Below are 15580 nucleotides of genomic sequence, written 5' to 3'. Positions count from 1 at the left end.
CGGGCGCGAGATACCCCCGTCGCTTTCCACCGAAACGGCTCAGCTGATGGCCGTCTCGTCCTCCGGTGCCGCGGCGGCGAGCCCGGCGAGGGTGCCGAGCGCGGCGGCGAGCACCGGCTCCGGTGGTGAGGCGAGGGCGAGCCGCACGGCGCTGGGCGCGTGACCCGAGCCGACCGTGAACGCTCCCGCCGGGCTCACGGCGATGCCCCTGCGCGCGGCGGCCGCGACGAACGTCTCCGCCCGCCACTGCGCGGGCAGCTCCCACCAGCAGTGGTAGGCGGCGGGATCGGCCCGCACGGCGAACGCCGCCAGGCGCTCGCGCACCAGCTCCTGCCTGCGTGCGGCATCGGCGCGTTTGGCGGTCTGGACGGCCTCGGCGGTGCCGTCGCCGATCCAGCGGGTCGCGGCGTCGATCGCGAACCCCTGCGCGGTCCAGGCTCCCGATCGCAGCGCGGAGGCGACGCGGTCGGCGAGCCGGGCGGGCGGGACGACGAAGCCGAGGGTCAGCTCCGGTGCCAGCCGTTTGGAGAGGCTGTCGGTCACCACCGTGTGCTCCGGCGCCTCGGCGGCGAGTGGCGGCTCGTCGCGCAGGAAGGCGTAGACGGCGTCCTCCACGACGGGCAGGTCGAGCGCCCGCACGACCGCGCCGAGTTCGCCGCGGCGCCGGGCGGGCATCGTGATGCCGAGCGGATTGTGCAGTACCGGCTGGACGTAGACGGCGTGCACGTTCGCCGTGCGCAGCGCGTCCGGCACGATTCCCTCGTCGTCGGTGGGCAGCGCAACGAGCGTGCAGCCGAGGCGCGGGGCGATCCCCTTCACCACGGGGTAGGTCAGCGCCTCGACGCCGAGCCTGCCACCGACCGGCACCAGTGCGGAGATGGCCGCCGCGATGGCCTGCCTTCCGTTGCCGGAGAACAGGATCCGCTCGGGCTCGGGCGACCAGCCCGCGCGCGACAGCAGGCGCGCCGCCGCCGTGCGGGCGGTCTGCGTGCCGGACACGCCGACCGGGCGCAGTGCCGCACCGAGCGCGTCGGCGCGCAGCAGGCCGGTGAGCGAGGCCGCGAGCTGGTCGGCCTGGCCCGGCAACACGGGAAAGTTCCGCTCGAGGTCCACGCGCGCGGTGGCGGGTTCGACCAGCGCGGGCTCGACGAGCGGCAGGCCGGCGCGCACGAACGTGCCCCTGCCGACCTCGCCGGCGACGAGCCCGCGCCGGGTCAGCTCCGTGTACACGCGTGCGGCCGTGGAGGCGGCGATGCCACGGGTGCGGGCGAAGCGGCGCTGGGGTGGGAGCCGCTGGCCCGGCTGGAGCCTGCCCGCCGCGATATCGGCGGCGACGGCGTCGGCGATGGCCCGGTAGTCGTCCATGCCGGACATTATTGCACCGAGGTCAATGTTTTCATTGCACCGAGATATTGCACTGGATAGCGTCGAGCCGTGAGCACACTTCCCGTCAACGGCATCACGGTCGGCTTCGACGACACCGGCAGCGGAACGCCGCTGGTCCTCGTGCACGGGCACCCGTTCGACCGCACGATGTGGCGCCCGCAGGCCGTACGCTTCGCGCGCGAGGGCTGGCGCGTGATCACCCCGGACCTACGCGGATACGGCGAGAGCACCGTGGTCCCCGGCAGCACGCCGCTGGGGACGTTCGCGCGGGACATCGGGGCACTGCTCGACGCGCTCGGCGTCGAGCGGTTCGTCCTCGGTGGACTGTCGATGGGCGGGCAGATCGTGCTGGAGTGCCTGCGCCAGTTCCCCCACCGGGTCCGCGGCCTGCTGCTCGCCGACACCACACCGCACGCCGAGCCGCCCGGGGGCAGGGCCGCCCGGCGCGAACTGGCGGAACGGCTGCTGCGCGAAGGACTCGGCCCGTACGCGCACGAGGTGCTGCCGAAGATGCTGGCACCGCACAACATCCGCGCGCTGCCGGCCACGGCGAAGCACGTCCTCCGGATGATGACGGGCACCTCCCCCGAGGGCGCGGCGGCGGCGCTGCGCGGACGCGCGGAACGCACTGACTACGTGCCGATGCTGGCGGACATCGCCGTGCCCACGCTCGTTGTGGTCGGCGACGAGGACGAGTACACGCCGGTGGAGGTCGCGAAGTTCCTGTGCGAGCGCATTCCCGGGGCGGAGCTGACCGTGATCGAGGGTGCGGCGCACCTGCCGAACCTGGAACGCGAGGTGGCGTTCGACGACGCGGTGCTGGACTTCCTCACCAGGTCGGCCCCACTGCGGTGAAGGCCACCTTCACTGCGGCCGGGGGCGGGGTGGTGATCGCGGCGCGTTAGGGCGAGGTGACAAAAGGGCAGTGATTTTGCCACAGCGTATCGATTCCGTGAGAACAATCCCCCGATGTAGTCCCATCGGGTGCCGTTCTAGGGTAAAAAGGCTCCGCTGGACCACTGCGAGTCACAACTTGCCGGTCCGCAGCTGCCTTCCCCGCCCGAAAGGCTTACCCGGTGTACGACGACGTGTCGGTGACTCGGCTGTCCGACGACGACCGCTGGAACGACCGGGTTCCCCCGGGCCCGCGGTCCCGGCTCCGCGTCCTCGCCGTGATGGGCGCCGTCGTGATCGGCTGCGGTGTCGCCGCGTTCTTCGTGACCACCGAGGGCGGCGACGACGAGCCCGCCCCCGATCCGGACGACGCCGTGGTGATCGCGCTGCCCACCCGCACCTCGGGGATCTCCGGCCCGGACACCACGCCCACGCGCGAGATCACCTACTCCCCCACCGCCGTGGACCCCGGCGAGCCGGAGACGTCGGAGCAGACCACGACCACCGACGAGACCACCACGACGACCGAGCCGACCACCACGACCACGGAGCCGGAGCCGGAGCCGACCGACGAGGACACCCCGGATCCGTCCTCACCGGAGGAGCCACCACCGTCGCCGCCGTCGTCCTCGTCCTCGCACGCACCGACCACGACCACGACCACGACGCCGCCCGAGGACGACGACTGCTGGTTCTGGATCTTCTGCTGACGGCTCAGTGGCCGCGGAACGCCTCCGCGAGCCACCAGGACCCGCCGTCGTCGGCGATCTTCGCGTCGATCAGCAGCGGCCGGTCCCTCGGCCCGGCGAGCCAGCCGGACACCCCGCCGAGGTCCGGTTCGCCGCGCACCGTGACGGCGTCGCAGCCGAAGCCGCGCGCGATCGCAGCGAAGTCGGTGTCGGGAAACCGCACGGCGTCCAGATCCACGCCGGGACCCGCGAAGTGGTGCACCTCGGCGCCGTAGCCCGCGTCGTTGTAGACCACGATCACCATCGGCAGACCCAGCCGCGCCACGGTCTCCAGCTCCGCGACGCTCATCAGCCCGCCGCCGTCGCCGAGCGCGGCCACGGGCAGCCGGTCCGGCCGCGCGAGCGCGGCGCCGATCGCGCTCGCCAGACCGAGGCCGATCGACTGGAAGGCCTGCGTGAAGCAGAAACCGTTCTCGTCGGGCACGGAGAGGTACGCGCTCGGGTAGCCCATGAAGTTGCCCGAGTCGACCGCGACCACGCGCTCGGCGGGCAGCAGGTCGTCGAGGCGGGCACTCAGCGTGCGCGCGTCGATGCGGCCGCCGGGCGATAAGTCCACATAGGACTCGTCGCGCCAGCGGATGCGCTGCGCGATGCGCCTGCGCACACCGCCGGTGCGGTAACCCTCGCGCGGTTCGGCCACGGCGGCGACGTCGCGCGCGGTCAGCGCGGTATCGCCCACCACGCCGAGGTCGACGGGCCGGTGCGCGCCGAGCGCCGAGGCGTCGACGTCCACCTGCACCACCGTGGTGTCGTGGCCGATGAGCGCCCCGTGCCGCATCGTCCACATGTTGAGCGCGCAACCCCAGCCGACGAGCACGTCCGCGCCCGCGATCAGCTCGGCCGCGAGAGGTGAGGCGAACCCGCCGGAGATCCCCAGCGACCACGGATCGTCGGTGAAGAGCCCGTTCGCGACGGCCGACGTCGCGAGCAGCGCACCAGCGCGCTCGCCCAGCTCCCGTAGCTCCGCCGCCGCGCCCCGCGCTCCCCGCCCGGCGACGAACACCGGGCGCCGCGCCGACGACAGCAGCCCGGCCAGCTCGGTGACCGACTCCGGATGCGGCCGGACCGGTTGCGGCGCAGGGGGAACCGCGACCGGGCCGGGCTCGGATACCTCCATCGCCTGCACGTCCAACGGCAGGTTCAGCACCACCGTGCGCCGCTCGTGCACCGCGGCGCGGTAGGCCCGTACCGTGTCGGCGACGGCGCTGCCCGCCGAGTGCACGCGCTCGGCGACCGCACCCACCGCGGTGACCGCCGCGTCCTGGTCGATGCGGAAGTTCGAGCGGACCGACGAGCCCGCCGTGTCGGCGGCCAGTACGAGCATCGGCGTGCGGCTCTTCGCCGCCTCCCCGATGCCGGTGAGCGCGTTGGTGAGCCCGCAGCCCTGGTGCACGGTGGCGACGGTGAGCCTGCCGCTCAGGCGCGCGTAGGCGTCGGCCATCGTCGCCGCGCCGCACTCGTGCCGGGCGGCGGTGAACGGAACCCCGTACGCACGCAGCGCGTTGGTCACCTCGAAGTTGCCGCTGCCCACCACGCCGAACGCGTGCGCCACCCCGAGATCGGCCAGCACCCGCCCGACGTGTTCGGCGACCCTCATCGCTCCACCAGCGCGAACACGCGCGCCGGGCTGCCCGAACCGCCCACGATCGGCAGCGGCGCGACCACCAGCACGGCGCCCGTCGCCGGCAGGCGGGCGAGGTTCCGCAGCTGGGTCAGCCCGCACTTGCCCGCGCCCAGGAAGTAGTGGTGGCACGGGAAAGGCGGGTCGAATCCGGCGGCGGCGCCGGCGTCGGTGCCGACCGTCTCCACGCCGAGGCCGGCGAGCGGGGTCTCCTCGGCCAGCCAGCGCGCGCAGTCGGCGGAGACTCCCGGCGTGTGGGAACCGTTCGCGTCGGCGTTGAGGAACCGCTCGGCGTCGGTGGAGCGCTCGTCCCAGCCGGTGCGCAACAGCAGCCAGCCGCCCTCGGGCAGCGCGCCGTGCTCGGCTTCCCACGCGCGTACGTCGGGAACCTCCACCAGGAAGTCGGGTTCGGCGGCCACGCGCTCGGAGACGTCCAGCACCACGGCGGGCGCGACGAGGGTGCTCAGCGGGACCTGCGAGACGTCGTGGCCTTCCCTGCCGGTGACCCAGTGCACGGGCGCGTCGAGGTGGGTGCCGGTGTGCTCGCCGGTGTGGATGTCGTTCCAGTACCACGCGGGGCCCGCGTCGTCGTAGCGGCTGATCTGCTCGAGCCGGAACGGGATCGTGTTGGCGAACGGTTCCGGCAACTGGAGGATCGGGGTGCTCTCGGTGAGCGGCGCGGTGAGGTCCACGACCTCGATCCGGTTCGCGCCGATCGCCCCGAGCAGTTCCGTGAGCAAGGGCATGGCGGGTCCTCTCGTCAGCGGCGCCTGCGTTGCCGCCGCAGGAGCCCGGTGGCGACGAGGTGACCCGAACCGCCGCCGAGCCCCGCGCCGGGGTGCGTCGAGGAGCCAATGTGCCACAACCCGGGCACCGGCGTCTTGTGCGGCGCGCGCCAGCGGAAGCTCTGGTCCAGCTCGGTGGAACCGCCGTACGGGTCGCCACCGAGCGCGTTCGGGTTCGCCGCGAGCAGGTCGGCGGGTGTGAGCACATCGAGGTGCCGCACCAGCCGTGGCAGGCCCGGCGCATGCTCGGTGATGCGGGTGAGCACGCGGTTGGCGAACGCGTGCCCGAGCTCGCGGGTCCAGCCGCCGGAGACGTCCAGCTCGCCCGCCGCGTCGCCCCTCGGCGCGAACGGCACCTCCTGCAGCTGGATCCACAGGCTCGCCGCGCCCTCGGGCACGCGGCCGGGGTCGAGCACGTACTGCTGGCCCACGACGATGGTCGGGCGCCTCGGCAGCAGCCCGGCCTCCGCCTCCGCGCAGGCGATCCCGGTGTGCGCGGCGCCGTCGCCGAGGTGGATCAGCGGCACCCGCGCGAGGCGCTGGTCCCGCCAGCGCGGCGGCGCCGACAACGCGAGGTGCACCTGCATCGCCGCGCGGCCGTGGCGAAAGGGCCGCGGCTGCGGGACGTCGCGCAGGAGGCCGCCGTAGAGCGCGGTCGGCGTCACCGAGGTGAGCACGGCCCGCCGCGCCCGCAGGGTCGCGCCGTTCACCACCACACCCGTGGCCCTGCGGCCCTCCACGACCACGCGCTCGACGGGGCTGTCCACGTGCACCTGGACCCCCAGCTCACCGAGCAGCCCCCGGAACGCGGCGACGAACTCGCCCGCCCCGCCCTCCACCACGGGCAGGCCGTGGGCGTGCAGCGTGGCCGCGAACACCGGCAGCAGGAACCCGCCCGACGCGTGGTCCGGACCGAGCCCGGCATGCAGCAGCCACGGCGTCCACAGCTGGTCCACCTCCCAGCCCGCGTACTCACGGCGGACGTAGCCGCGCCCGCTCGTGGCGAGGTCCCTGGCCAGCGTTTCCAGTCCTCGCAAGCGTTTGCGACGCAGCACGCGCAGGATCGGGCGCACCCCCGGCTCGCTGCCGAGCAACGCACCCAGCACGGCGGGGTCGACGTCGCGCGCCATGCGCAGGTACCGGTCCCGGTCCCCGGGATGCTCCAACGCCTCCGCGGTCCTGCGCACGTCCCGGTACGCCACCACCACGCGGTCACCGCGTGCGACGCTCGCCGTCACGAGCTCGTCGGTGTTGCGGTAACGCAACCCGTGCCGGTGCAGATCCGCGCCGAGCGCGGCGTAGGCGGCACCGGAGACGAACAGCGGGTGCCACGAGGAGAACGTGTCGTGGACGTACCCTGGCAGCGTGCGCTCGGCCGAGTCGATGAACCCACCGAGCCTTCCAGTGGCCTCGACCACCGCGACCGACCAGCCCGCCTTGCCGAGTTCGGCGGCGGCGACGAGACCGTTGATCCCCGCTCCGACGACGATCGCGTCGACGGTCATCGCGCGTACCTCCGCACTCGGCCTGGGCCCCCAAGGGCACTCTAGCGAAGTACGGACCTTGGACGCGCCAACGAATAGGGACCCGATTTCGCCGTGACGAACAGTGCGCCGCGCACGATGGCCTCCTTGTAGCGGGCGGCGAGCCTTCCCGTCAGCACCGTCCGATGTGGATTGTCGTCGGCGTCGACGTACTGGACCAGACCGTCGCGGCGGCCGAGGCTCACGCACTGGTTGACGTAGCGGAACCGCAGCGGCCTCGCCTCCCTGCCCGTGAGCCGCGCCGCGATCGCGTCGGCCGCGCAGTACGCCGCCGGGATCCCGGTCGCGCACGCCATGCGCAGCTCACGCCCGTTCTGTCTCGTCGCGGCCGCGCTGTCACCCACGGCGTAGACCTCGGGGTGCGACAGCGACCGTAGCGTCGCATCGACCCTGATCCGGCCGTGCGCGTCCACCGCGAGCCCGGAGCGCCCGGCGAGCGCGGGCACGGCGAAACCGGTGGACCAGACCGTGAGCGCCGCGCCGACCGCGCGCCCGTCCCGCAGCACCACGGCGTCCTCGCGAACCTCCTCCACGTCGGCATCGGTCAGCACCTCGACACCGAGCCGGTCGAACACCCGCCGCACGTGCGCCTTCCCGCGTGGCGACAGGAACCCGCCCGGCTCGCCGGAGGTCAGCATCCGCACGCGCAGCCCAGGGTGGCTCTCCGCGAGCTCGGCCGCGGTCTCGATGCCGGTGAGCCCACCGCCGACCACCGCGAGAACCCCGTTCTCCGCCGCCAGGTCCGCGATCCGCTTGCTCGCCTCCTCGGCGCTCTCGGCCCCGGCGGCCGTCAGCGCGCCCGCCGCGGACTCGGGAACCACCGCGCCGCTGCCGAGTGCGTAGACGAGGGTGTCGTAGCCGAGGGCGTCGTCGCCGACACGTACCTCGCGCCGGTCGGGGTCGAGCGCGGTGACCCGTCCGATGGAGAGCCTCACGCCGGGCCGGACGCGGTCGGCGAGCAGGTGCTCCACGGGTCGCTGTCCGGCCGCGACCTGATGCAGGCGCACGCGTTCGACGAACCTCGGCCGCTCGTTGACCAGCATGACGTCGGCTCCGCTCAGCCTGCGGGCGATCCGGTTCGCCGCGATCAGCCCCGAGTAGCCGCCGCCGAGTACCACGATGCGGTGTGTCACGGGATTCTCCTTCCAGGAGGGTGAGATCACCTCCTGAACCGCGTGACCCCGCGATAGCTGACAACCCCGCGGCGTGCCGTCGGTCACACCAGCTGCGTGCCGAGGAAGCCGAGCTTGTCGGGGTTGGCGACGAGGCGGACCGTCGCGACCCGGCCGTCGACGATGTCGAGCACCACCGCGAGCAGCACTGCTCCGCCGACGGTCGCGACGATGCCGGGCTGGCCGTTCAGCTCGGTGACGACGAAGCCGACGCCCGCCGCCTCACCCGCCAGCCGGCACAGGTACTGCGCGACACGCTCGGCACCGCGGACCGGCTTGCGGGCGGCGTGTACCTTGCCGCCGCCGTCGGCCCACGACACGACGTCGTCGGCGAGCAGGCTCCGCAGCCCGTCGAGATCGCCGCCGCGGGCGGCGTCGAGGAACCGCCGGGTGATCCGCTCGCGGTCCCCCGTCGACGGGGTGAAGCGCGGGCGCTCGCTCGCGACGTGCTGCCGGGCGCGGCGGTACAGCTGCTGGCAGTTCGCCTCGGTCAGGTCGAGGATCTCGGCGATCTCGGCGTGGCCGTAGCCGAACGCCTCACGCAGCACGAACACGGCACGCTCGGGCGGGGTCAGCCGTTCCAGCAGGACCAGCAGGGCGAGCGACACCGACTCGCGCTGCTCGGCGGTGTCGAGCGGACCGAGCGTGGAACCGGAGGTGTCGACGGGTTCGGGCAGCCACGGCCCCACGTAGGTCTCCCTGCGGGCGCGCGCCGAGGTGAGCCGGGTGAGGCAGAGGTTGGTGAGCGCCTTCGTCAGCCACGCGCCCGGGGTCCGCACGCTCGCGTGGTCGGCGGCGCTCCAGCGCAGGTACATGTCCTGCACGGCGTCCTCGGCCTCGCTCGCGGAACCGAGCAGTCGGTAGGCGATCGCGAACAACCGCGGCCGCTGCCGTTCGAATTCCCGGACCTCCCCGGCCGCGATCGACATGCCCCGAGCCTAACCGCCCCCAAGGCCACCTTTGTTGCGCTCAACGCAACAAAGGTGGCCTTGGGGGCAGGTGACCAGGTGTGTGAACCCCGTCGGCCCGGGTAACCGGCGAGCGTGCAGACGACGACACGTGACGTGGCAGTGCTCCCGCGCCCACGGGGCCCGTTCTCCGAGGTGGTCGCCAGGGCGCTGCACGACGACCCGCACCAGCCGCAGGGACTGCCCCACCACGCCGGCAAGGCCGAGCCCTACGGCGAGGACCTCCAGCTGGCACTGCAGGTTTGTTACGAGCTGCACTACCGGGGCTTCGAGGGCGTCGATTCCGAATGGGAGTGGCAGCCCGACCTGATCCAGACCCGCAACGCACTCGAGCGACAGTTCCTCGCCGGCCTGCGGCGCGACGTCACGGGCGGCGACGACGTGCGGGGCGCGCTCGAGGAGCTGCTCGTGGAGCCCGTCGACGGCACCGGCGTCTCACATTGGCTGCGCGACAACGGCACGTGGGAGCACCTGCGCGAGTACTTCGTGCTGCGCTCGATCTACCACCTCAAGGAGGCCGACCCGCACGCCTTCGCCATCCCACGGCTGCGCGGACAGGCCAAGGCGGCGCTGGTGGCCGTCGAGTTCGACGAGTACGGCGGCGGGCGTTACGAGCGCATGCACTCACGCCTCTACGCCGACCTGCTGGACGCCGCCGGGCTCGACTCCGGCTACCTGCACTACGCCGAGCACGCCACCGCGCACGCGTTCGCGCCGGTGAACCTGATGTCGATGTTCGGCCTGCACCGGAGTCTGCGCGGTGCGCTGGTCGGGCACTTCGCGGCCGCCGAGATCACCACGGCGCCGAGCGCCCGACGGCTGGCCGAGGCACTGCGCCGGGTCGGAGCCGATGACGCGTGCGTGCGCTTCTTCGACGAGCACGTCGAGGCCGACGCCGTGCACGAGCAGGTGATGCGCCGTGAGGTGATCGGCGACCTGCTCGAGCGCGAACCCGAGCTGGCGCCGGACGTCGTCTTCGGCATCCAGGCGACCGGGCTGCTGGAGGACCGTCTCGCCGCGCACGTGCTCGGTGCATGGGAGGCGGGCCGCTCCGCGCTGCGGCAACCACTGAGCTGAGCCGTTCGAGAGACGCACGTCACGTCCAGACCTGTCACATCGTGCCGGGCTGCCGAGTCGAAGAGGTGTACCCATCCACGACAACGGCAAGGAGTCCACGATGGACGCCCGCGTGAACCTCTTCGGCAACCCGGTCACCGGCAAGTTCCTGAAGCACATCGTCTCGGCTGGCAAGGTGGCCGCGGACTCGACACTGCCCGCCGCGACGCAGGAACTGGTGAAGATCCGGGCGAGCCAGATCAACGGCTGCGCCTTCTGCATCGACATGCACACCAAGGACGCCGCGAAGGCCGGGGAGAGCGCGACGCGCCTGCACCTCGTCGCGGGCTGGCGGGAGGCCACGGTGTTCACCGAAGCCGAGCGCGCCGCGCTGGAACTGGCGGAGCAGGGCACGCGCATCGCGGACGCGGCGGGCGGGGTCAGCGACGAGGTCTGGACCAACGCCGCCAAGCACTACGACGAGGAGCAGCTCGGGGCGCTGGTGTCGATCATCGCGCTCATCAACACCTTCAACCGCATGAACGTCATGGTCCAGCAGCCTGCAGGCGACTACCAGCCCGGCCAGTTCGGCTGACGCAGGCCTGCGGACTGCGGACTGCGGACTGCAGTGAAGGCCACCATCACTGCGTTGAACGCAGTGATGGTGGCCTTCACTGCGGTCGGTCAGCCGCGGGTGCGCCTGCGGTGGCTGGCGTCGCAGAAGGGGTAGGCCTTGCTGCGGCGGCAGGCGCACACCGCGACCTGGAAGCGGTCCGAGCTGACGGTGCGGCCGTCGTCGAGCGTCAGCTCCACCGGGCCCTCCACGAGGATCGGCCCGCCCGGCACCACCGTCACCCTGCGCGGCTCACGCCGCGGCTCGCTCTGCCCGGTCGGCACGGATCACCACCAGTTCCTCATCCCGCCGGCCCGGTTCGATCAGGCCGCGCTCCTCCAGAAAACGGGCCCGGCCACGCAGGACCGGGCCGAACGGGATCCGCCGTCGCGCGACGATCGAGGTCTTGAGTCCCGCCGTCCGCAGGGCACCCATCGTCTCGTCCACCCCGCTCAGCTCCGACTGCACCAGCAGCAGGAACCCTTGCCAGTTCAGCAGCTCCGGCGCGAACGTACACAGTGGATCGAGCACAGACCGGCCGTCTGCCCCGGCGTCCCATTTCGCGACCGACGTGCGCTCGCACGGCACGTACGGCGGGTTCGCGAGCACGACGTCGAAGCGCCCCAGCCCGGCCAGGGCCGTCACGTCACCCCTGCGCACGCTCAGCGGCACCCGCCGCAGCCGGGCGTTACACCACGCCGCCGCCAGCGCACGCCGTGACACGTCGACCGCGGTAACGGCACCGGCTCCGGCGCGGGCGGCGGCGAGCGCGAGCGCACCCGTGCCCGTGCACGCGTCGAGCACGCGCGCACCCACCGGCACCGACGCCGTTCGCACGGCTTCGGTGAGCAGGTTCGTGTCCTCCTGCGGGCGATACACCCCAGGAGGCCGCAACAACCACATGACGGCTACTCGTCGCCGGGCCAGGCGCCGGTCGCCTTCTCGTAACCGGCCGCTCCCGCCCGGTCGACGGCGGCCTTCACCGCTCCGAAGATCGCGCCCTGCACGGCCGCGGCCGCGACCACCTGCCACAGCGCGTACTTCCTGTCCGTGGCGTCCGGCGCGTCGGACTCGCCGCTCACGCGCTGCCACACCTGCTTGAAGACCGTGCTCGCGAGCAACGCCCCGCCGGTGCTCACCACCAGGCTGAGCGGCTTGTAGAGCGCCTTCATCAATGCCTGACCTTCCACGTGATCACACCTCCGACCGCGACCGCCACGACGGCACCGGAGACGATGAAGGGCACCGGGTTGCCCCGCACGATCTCGGTCGCCTTGGCCGTGCCGTGCTTGAGCTGTCCCTTCACCTGCGTGGCGCGCTGCTGCGCCTGGCCCTTGACCTGGGCCGCGCGCTGCTGCGCCTGCTCCTTCGCCCGCGCCGGAACGTTCAGCTTGTGCGCGAGCGCCTGCGCGGTGTCACCCAGCTCCTGCCGGGTGAGCTCGATGTCGACCCGGGCCTCCTCCGGACTCCGGGGGAACTCCTCGCTCTCCTCGGGACTTTCCTTGGGGCTCTCCTTCGGGGTGCTCATCGGCGCATCTTCTCCTTCACCGTCTCGACGTCCTGCCGGACGCTCTCGGTCGCCTCACTCGGCACCGGCGGCGTCGCACGCTGGACCTGGCTCTTGCCGAGGAGCCCCAGCAGACCGGCGACCACCAGCAGCGCACCACCGATGATCAACGCCGACGCCCAGCCCGGCAGCACCAGTGCGAGGGCCAGCACGGCGGCCGCGACCAGCGCGCCCGCGCCGAACCACGCGACCACGGCGGCACCGCCGGCGAGACCGGCACCCATCCCGAACCGCTTGCCCTTGTCCTGCATCTCCGCGACGGCGAGCTTCATCTCGTCCCTGACGAGCCTGCTGGTCTGCTCGGAAAGATCGCTGACCAGCTGTGCCACGGAACGGTCCTCCACCACGACGTCGCGGTGTTCGTCGTAGACCATGATTCCTCCAACTCGGCGCTGGTCACCGGTTTGCCCTCAGCACTCGTCCCACAAACATCGAGGCGCACCCGAAAAGCCGTCCCGCCGCAGGTATGCCCGCGATTCCGCCGGGTATTCGGGAGGATCATGCACAGAGAGGAACTCGCCGAATGGGCCGGACCGGGGGCGGCCGGCCCGGTCGAGCTACGGGTGCCCGCACAGGCACGGCATCTCGCGATGCTCCGGACGGTCGCCCGCGACTTCGGCGGTCGCGAGGGGTTCACCGAGAACGAGCTGACCGACCTGCTGGTGGCCGTGGACGCGGCGTGCACGTGCCTCATCCGCTGGTCGGCGCCGGGCGCGATGCTGACGTGCCGCCTCGTGTTCGCCTTCGGCACACTCACCGTGAGCGTATCCACCACGACGCTGCGGGGCTGCGTCCCGGGCCCGCACGCGCTCGGCTGGCGGGTGCTGGACACGATGACCGACACCCTGGCGGCCTGGCGGTACGAACACGATCCCCAGCGCAGCGTCGACCGGGTGGTGCACATCCGGTTCGCGAAACGGTTTGCCGCACGTCCGCGCGGGTAGCCGCTGAACAGACCAGGCATATCCGTGACGGAGGTGTCCTCAGTGACCCGACCCGCACCATTGCCCGAGCAGACCGACCGGCCGAGGACCGCCGTCGTGACGGGATCCGACTCCGGTATTGGCAGGGCGATCGCGGTGGCGCTCGCGGGTGGCGGCCTCGACGTCGGCGTCACGTACCACGCCGACGAGCAGGGCGCCGCGAACACTGCCGAGGAGGTCAAGGCGCAGGGTGCCACGGCCGCCGTCCGTCGCCTCGACCTGCGTGACCTGCCCACCGAGGCCGCCGTGATCGACGACCTCGCCGAGGAGCTGGGCGGGATCGACGTGTTGGTCAACTGCGCGGGCACCGGCGAGGCGACACCGGTGATGAACCTGGACTTCGACGCATGGCGCGAGGTCGTCTCCGTGGATCTCGACGGCGCGTTCGCCTGCGCGCAGCGGGCGGCCCGGCACATGATCGACGCGGGGCGTGGCGGCCGGATCATCAACATCACCAGCGTGCACGAGCACTATCCGAAGGTCGGCGCCGCGCCGTACTGCGCCGCCAAGGCCGGTCTCGGCGCGCTCACCAAAGTGCTCGCCCTGGAGCTCGCCGAGCACGGAATCACGGTCAACTCCGTGGCACCCGGCGAGATCTCGACGCCGATGACGGGGCAGGACAACGCCGATCCCGCCGAGCAGCGCAGGCCCGGCGTGCCGCTGGGCAGGCCGGGCCACGCCAAGGAAGTGGCAGCCGTGGTGGCCTTCCTCGCCACGCCAGCCGCCGGGTACGTCACCGGTGCCTCGTGGCTGGTCGACGGCGGCATGTCGCAGATGGGACCGCAGGCCAGCGCCGCGCTGACCGGCGACGACTGGAGGCGCGTATGAGCACGGCGTCCTCCGCGACCGGCCGAGGACTGGTGGCGCGGCTGTCGTGGCCACAGGTCGTGGTCGGCGTCGTCGCTCTCTGGTATCTGGTCGTGGGCATCACCGGATTCGCGCTGCACGACGGCATGGGGCCGGAATCGTCACGCACCGTCTGGGTTTTCGGGGTCAGCACGCTGCTCAACATCATGCACACCGCGGTGGGTGTGCTCGCGCTGATCGCCACCCGCAAGGCCGTGACGGCGCGCCTGTTCGGGTGGGCGAGCTTCTTCGCCTTCGCGGGGCTGACCGCATACAGCATTCTCGCGACCGTGCTCGACGAATGGGGCGACCTCGTGAACGTCAAGGCCGCCAACGCGTGGCTGTACGGCGCGACGTGCCTCATCGGCCTCGTGCTCGCACTCGGCGGGGTCCGCACGCGGCGTCCATAGTGTTTAGCCGTCTGCGCGTGCGGGCAACTACCCGTTATGCAGTTGCTCGTCTGGCACGTACACGGTTCCTGGAGCACGTCGTTCGTCCAGGGCGGGCACACCCACCTACTGCCCTATGTGGACGGAAATGACCCGTGGGGGCGGGGGCGTTGTGGCCGGGACTGGCCGGACAACGCCATCGACGTCCCGGTGGATTCCTTGCGGGACAAGAACATCGACGTCGTCGTGCTGCAGCGGCCCGAGGAGATCGAGCTGACCGAACGCTGGCTCGGCAGGCGGCCGGGGATCGACGTGCCCGCCGTGTACGTCGAGCACAACGCTCCGCGTGAGCACGCGGCCACCACGCGGCATCCGCTGGCCGGCCGCGACGACATCGTGCTCGCCCACGTCACGCATTTCAACGAGCTGATGTGGGACAACGGGATCGCGCCAACGGTGGTGATCCCACATGGCATCGTGGACCCCGGTTACCAGTACACCGGCGAGCTCGCGCGCGGTGCCGTCCTCATCAACGAACCCGTACGGCGCAACCGGATCGTCGGCACCGACCTGCTGCCCGTGTTCGCACAGGCCGCGCCCGTCGACTTGTACGGCATGGGCCTCGACGGGCTCGACCTCCCCGGCGTCACCCCGATCGGTGACCTCGGGCAGGCCGCGCTGCACCGGGAGATGGCGCGGCGCAGGGTGTACCTGCACACCGCGCGATGGACGTCGCTCGGGCTGTCGCTGCTGGAGGCCATGCACCTGGGCATGCCGGTGGCGGCGGTGGCGAGCACCGAGGTGGCCACGGCCGTACCCGCGGAGGCCGGTTTCGTCTCCACCGACGTGCCGGTGCTGGCCGAAGGCGTCCGGACCCTGCTGGAGCAGCCGGAACTGGCCGTGCGGATGGGCAAGTCGGCGCGGGAGTTCGCGCTCACCCACTACGGCCTCGACGCGTTCCTGCGGAACTGGGACACCCTGCTGCACCGCGTGCTGCCCTGAATCGA

Annotated in this window: 19 protein-coding genes; 8 read left to right on the top strand and 11 right to left on the bottom strand. The window is 72.2% G+C overall.

Annotation, left to right across the window (positions count from 1 at the left end; all coding sequences use genetic code 11):
* Window positions 1-39 precede the first annotated feature (39 nt).
* Window positions 40-1365: an aminotransferase-like domain-containing protein gene (locus tag BA062_RS30685; RefSeq protein ID WP_110342552.1), complete on the bottom strand. Its 1326-nt coding sequence runs from the start codon at window positions 1363-1365 to the stop codon at window positions 40-42.
* Window positions 1366-1434: 69 nt separating this feature from the next.
* On the opposite strand from BA062_RS30685, the gene BA062_RS30680 reads away from it, so the two are divergent.
* Together BA062_RS30680 and BA062_RS30675 are read left to right on the top strand one after the other, a co-directional pair.
* A complete protein-coding gene (locus tag BA062_RS30680; protein ID WP_110342551.1) occupies window positions 1435-2241 on the top strand; it encodes an alpha/beta fold hydrolase in 807 nt (268 codons plus the stop codon).
* Window positions 2242-2462: 221 nt separating this feature from the next.
* A complete protein-coding gene (locus BA062_RS30675) occupies window positions 2463-2990 on the top strand; it encodes a hypothetical protein (RefSeq protein ID WP_110342550.1) in 528 nt (175 codons plus the stop codon).
* A gap of 4 nt (window positions 2991-2994) precedes the next feature.
* Here BA062_RS30675 and BA062_RS30670 read toward each other — a convergent pair whose 3' ends face one another.
* From BA062_RS30670 to BA062_RS30650, 5 genes are all read right to left on the bottom strand, one after another.
* The gene (locus BA062_RS30670; protein ID WP_110342549.1) at window positions 2995-4626 is read right to left on the bottom strand and encodes a thiamine pyrophosphate-binding protein; all 1632 of its coding nucleotides are present in this window, start codon (window positions 4624-4626) and stop codon (window positions 2995-2997) included.
* Complete coding sequence (locus BA062_RS30665; protein ID WP_110342548.1) at window positions 4623-5396, bottom strand: cyclase family protein; 774 nt, start codon at window positions 5394-5396, stop codon at window positions 4623-4625. Before BA062_RS30665 ends, BA062_RS30670 begins: the two co-directional genes overlap by 4 nt.
* A 14-nt stretch (window positions 5397-5410) precedes the next feature.
* Complete coding sequence (locus BA062_RS30660; RefSeq protein ID WP_110342547.1) at window positions 5411-6940, bottom strand: phytoene desaturase family protein; 1530 nt, start codon at window positions 6938-6940, stop codon at window positions 5411-5413.
* A gap of 41 nt (window positions 6941-6981) precedes the next feature.
* Entirely contained in the window at window positions 6982-8112 is a 1131-nt protein-coding gene (locus BA062_RS30655) for an NAD(P)/FAD-dependent oxidoreductase (RefSeq protein WP_210407035.1), read from the bottom strand.
* Window positions 8113-8195: 83 nt separating this feature from the next.
* Window positions 8196-9080 carry an RNA polymerase sigma-70 factor gene (locus tag BA062_RS30650; protein ID WP_110342546.1) on the bottom strand — a complete coding sequence of 295 codons (885 nt, stop codon included), beginning with the start codon at window positions 9078-9080 and terminating at the stop codon, window positions 8196-8198.
* A gap of 114 nt (window positions 9081-9194) precedes the next feature.
* On the opposite strand from BA062_RS30650, the gene BA062_RS30645 reads away from it, so the two are divergent.
* Entirely contained in the window at window positions 9195-10196 is a 1002-nt protein-coding gene (locus tag BA062_RS30645; protein ID WP_110342545.1) for an iron-containing redox enzyme family protein, read from the top strand.
* Between the two features lie 100 nt (window positions 10197-10296).
* Window positions 10297-10770 (top strand): carboxymuconolactone decarboxylase family protein, encoded by a 474-nt coding sequence (locus tag BA062_RS30640; protein ID WP_110342544.1) that lies wholly within the window; start codon window positions 10297-10299, stop codon window positions 10768-10770.
* An 89-nt stretch (window positions 10771-10859) separates the two neighbouring features.
* On the opposite strand, the gene BA062_RS30635 is transcribed toward BA062_RS30640, so the two are convergent.
* The 5 genes from BA062_RS30635 to BA062_RS30615 are packed head-to-tail and all read right to left on the bottom strand — an operon-like array spanning window position 10860 to window position 12729.
* On the bottom strand, window positions 10860-11072 hold the full coding sequence (locus tag BA062_RS30635) for a CDGSH iron-sulfur domain-containing protein (RefSeq protein ID WP_110342543.1): 213 nt from the start codon (window positions 11070-11072) through the stop codon (window positions 10860-10862).
* Window positions 11041-11691 carry a HemK2/MTQ2 family protein methyltransferase gene (locus BA062_RS30630; protein ID WP_110342542.1) on the bottom strand — a complete coding sequence of 217 codons (651 nt, stop codon included), beginning with the start codon at window positions 11689-11691 and terminating at the stop codon, window positions 11041-11043. The genes BA062_RS30635 and BA062_RS30630 overlap by 32 nt, the downstream gene beginning before the upstream one ends.
* A gap of 5 nt (window positions 11692-11696) precedes the next feature.
* The gene (locus BA062_RS30625; RefSeq protein WP_110342541.1) at window positions 11697-11960 is read right to left on the bottom strand and encodes a DUF4235 domain-containing protein; all 264 of its coding nucleotides are present in this window, start codon (window positions 11958-11960) and stop codon (window positions 11697-11699) included.
* Window positions 11960-12316 (bottom strand): DUF3618 domain-containing protein, encoded by a 357-nt coding sequence (locus tag BA062_RS30620; protein WP_110342540.1) that lies wholly within the window; start codon window positions 12314-12316, stop codon window positions 11960-11962. Before BA062_RS30620 ends, BA062_RS30625 begins: the two co-directional genes overlap by 1 nt.
* Window positions 12313-12729, bottom strand: coding sequence for a phage holin family protein (locus BA062_RS30615; RefSeq protein WP_110342539.1), 417 nt, complete (start codon window positions 12727-12729; stop codon window positions 12313-12315). The genes BA062_RS30620 and BA062_RS30615 overlap by 4 nt, the downstream gene beginning before the upstream one ends.
* A 126-nt stretch (window positions 12730-12855) precedes the next feature.
* On the opposite strand from BA062_RS30615, the gene BA062_RS30610 reads away from it, so the two are divergent.
* The 4 genes from BA062_RS30610 to BA062_RS30595 are packed head-to-tail and all read left to right on the top strand — an operon-like array spanning window position 12856 to window position 15575.
* The gene (locus BA062_RS30610) at window positions 12856-13299 is read left to right on the top strand and encodes an ATP-binding protein (protein ID WP_110342538.1); all 444 of its coding nucleotides are present in this window, start codon (window positions 12856-12858) and stop codon (window positions 13297-13299) included.
* A gap of 42 nt (window positions 13300-13341) precedes the next feature.
* Window positions 13342-14166, top strand: coding sequence for an SDR family oxidoreductase (locus tag BA062_RS30605; RefSeq protein ID WP_110342537.1), 825 nt, complete (start codon window positions 13342-13344; stop codon window positions 14164-14166).
* Complete coding sequence (locus BA062_RS30600; RefSeq protein WP_110342536.1) at window positions 14163-14594, top strand: DUF4383 domain-containing protein; 432 nt, start codon at window positions 14163-14165, stop codon at window positions 14592-14594. The genes BA062_RS30605 and BA062_RS30600 overlap by 4 nt, the downstream gene beginning before the upstream one ends.
* A 36-nt stretch (window positions 14595-14630) precedes the next feature.
* On the top strand, window positions 14631-15575 hold the full coding sequence (locus BA062_RS30595; RefSeq protein WP_110342535.1) for a glycosyltransferase: 945 nt from the start codon (window positions 14631-14633) through the stop codon (window positions 15573-15575).
* Window positions 15576-15580 lie beyond the last annotated feature (5 nt).

This window comes from Prauserella flavalba (genome assembly GCF_003202235.1).
Lineage (GTDB): Bacteria > Actinomycetota > Actinomycetes > Mycobacteriales > Pseudonocardiaceae > Prauserella_A > Prauserella_A flavalba.
This window is presented reverse-complemented; position numbering and strand designations above follow the sequence as displayed.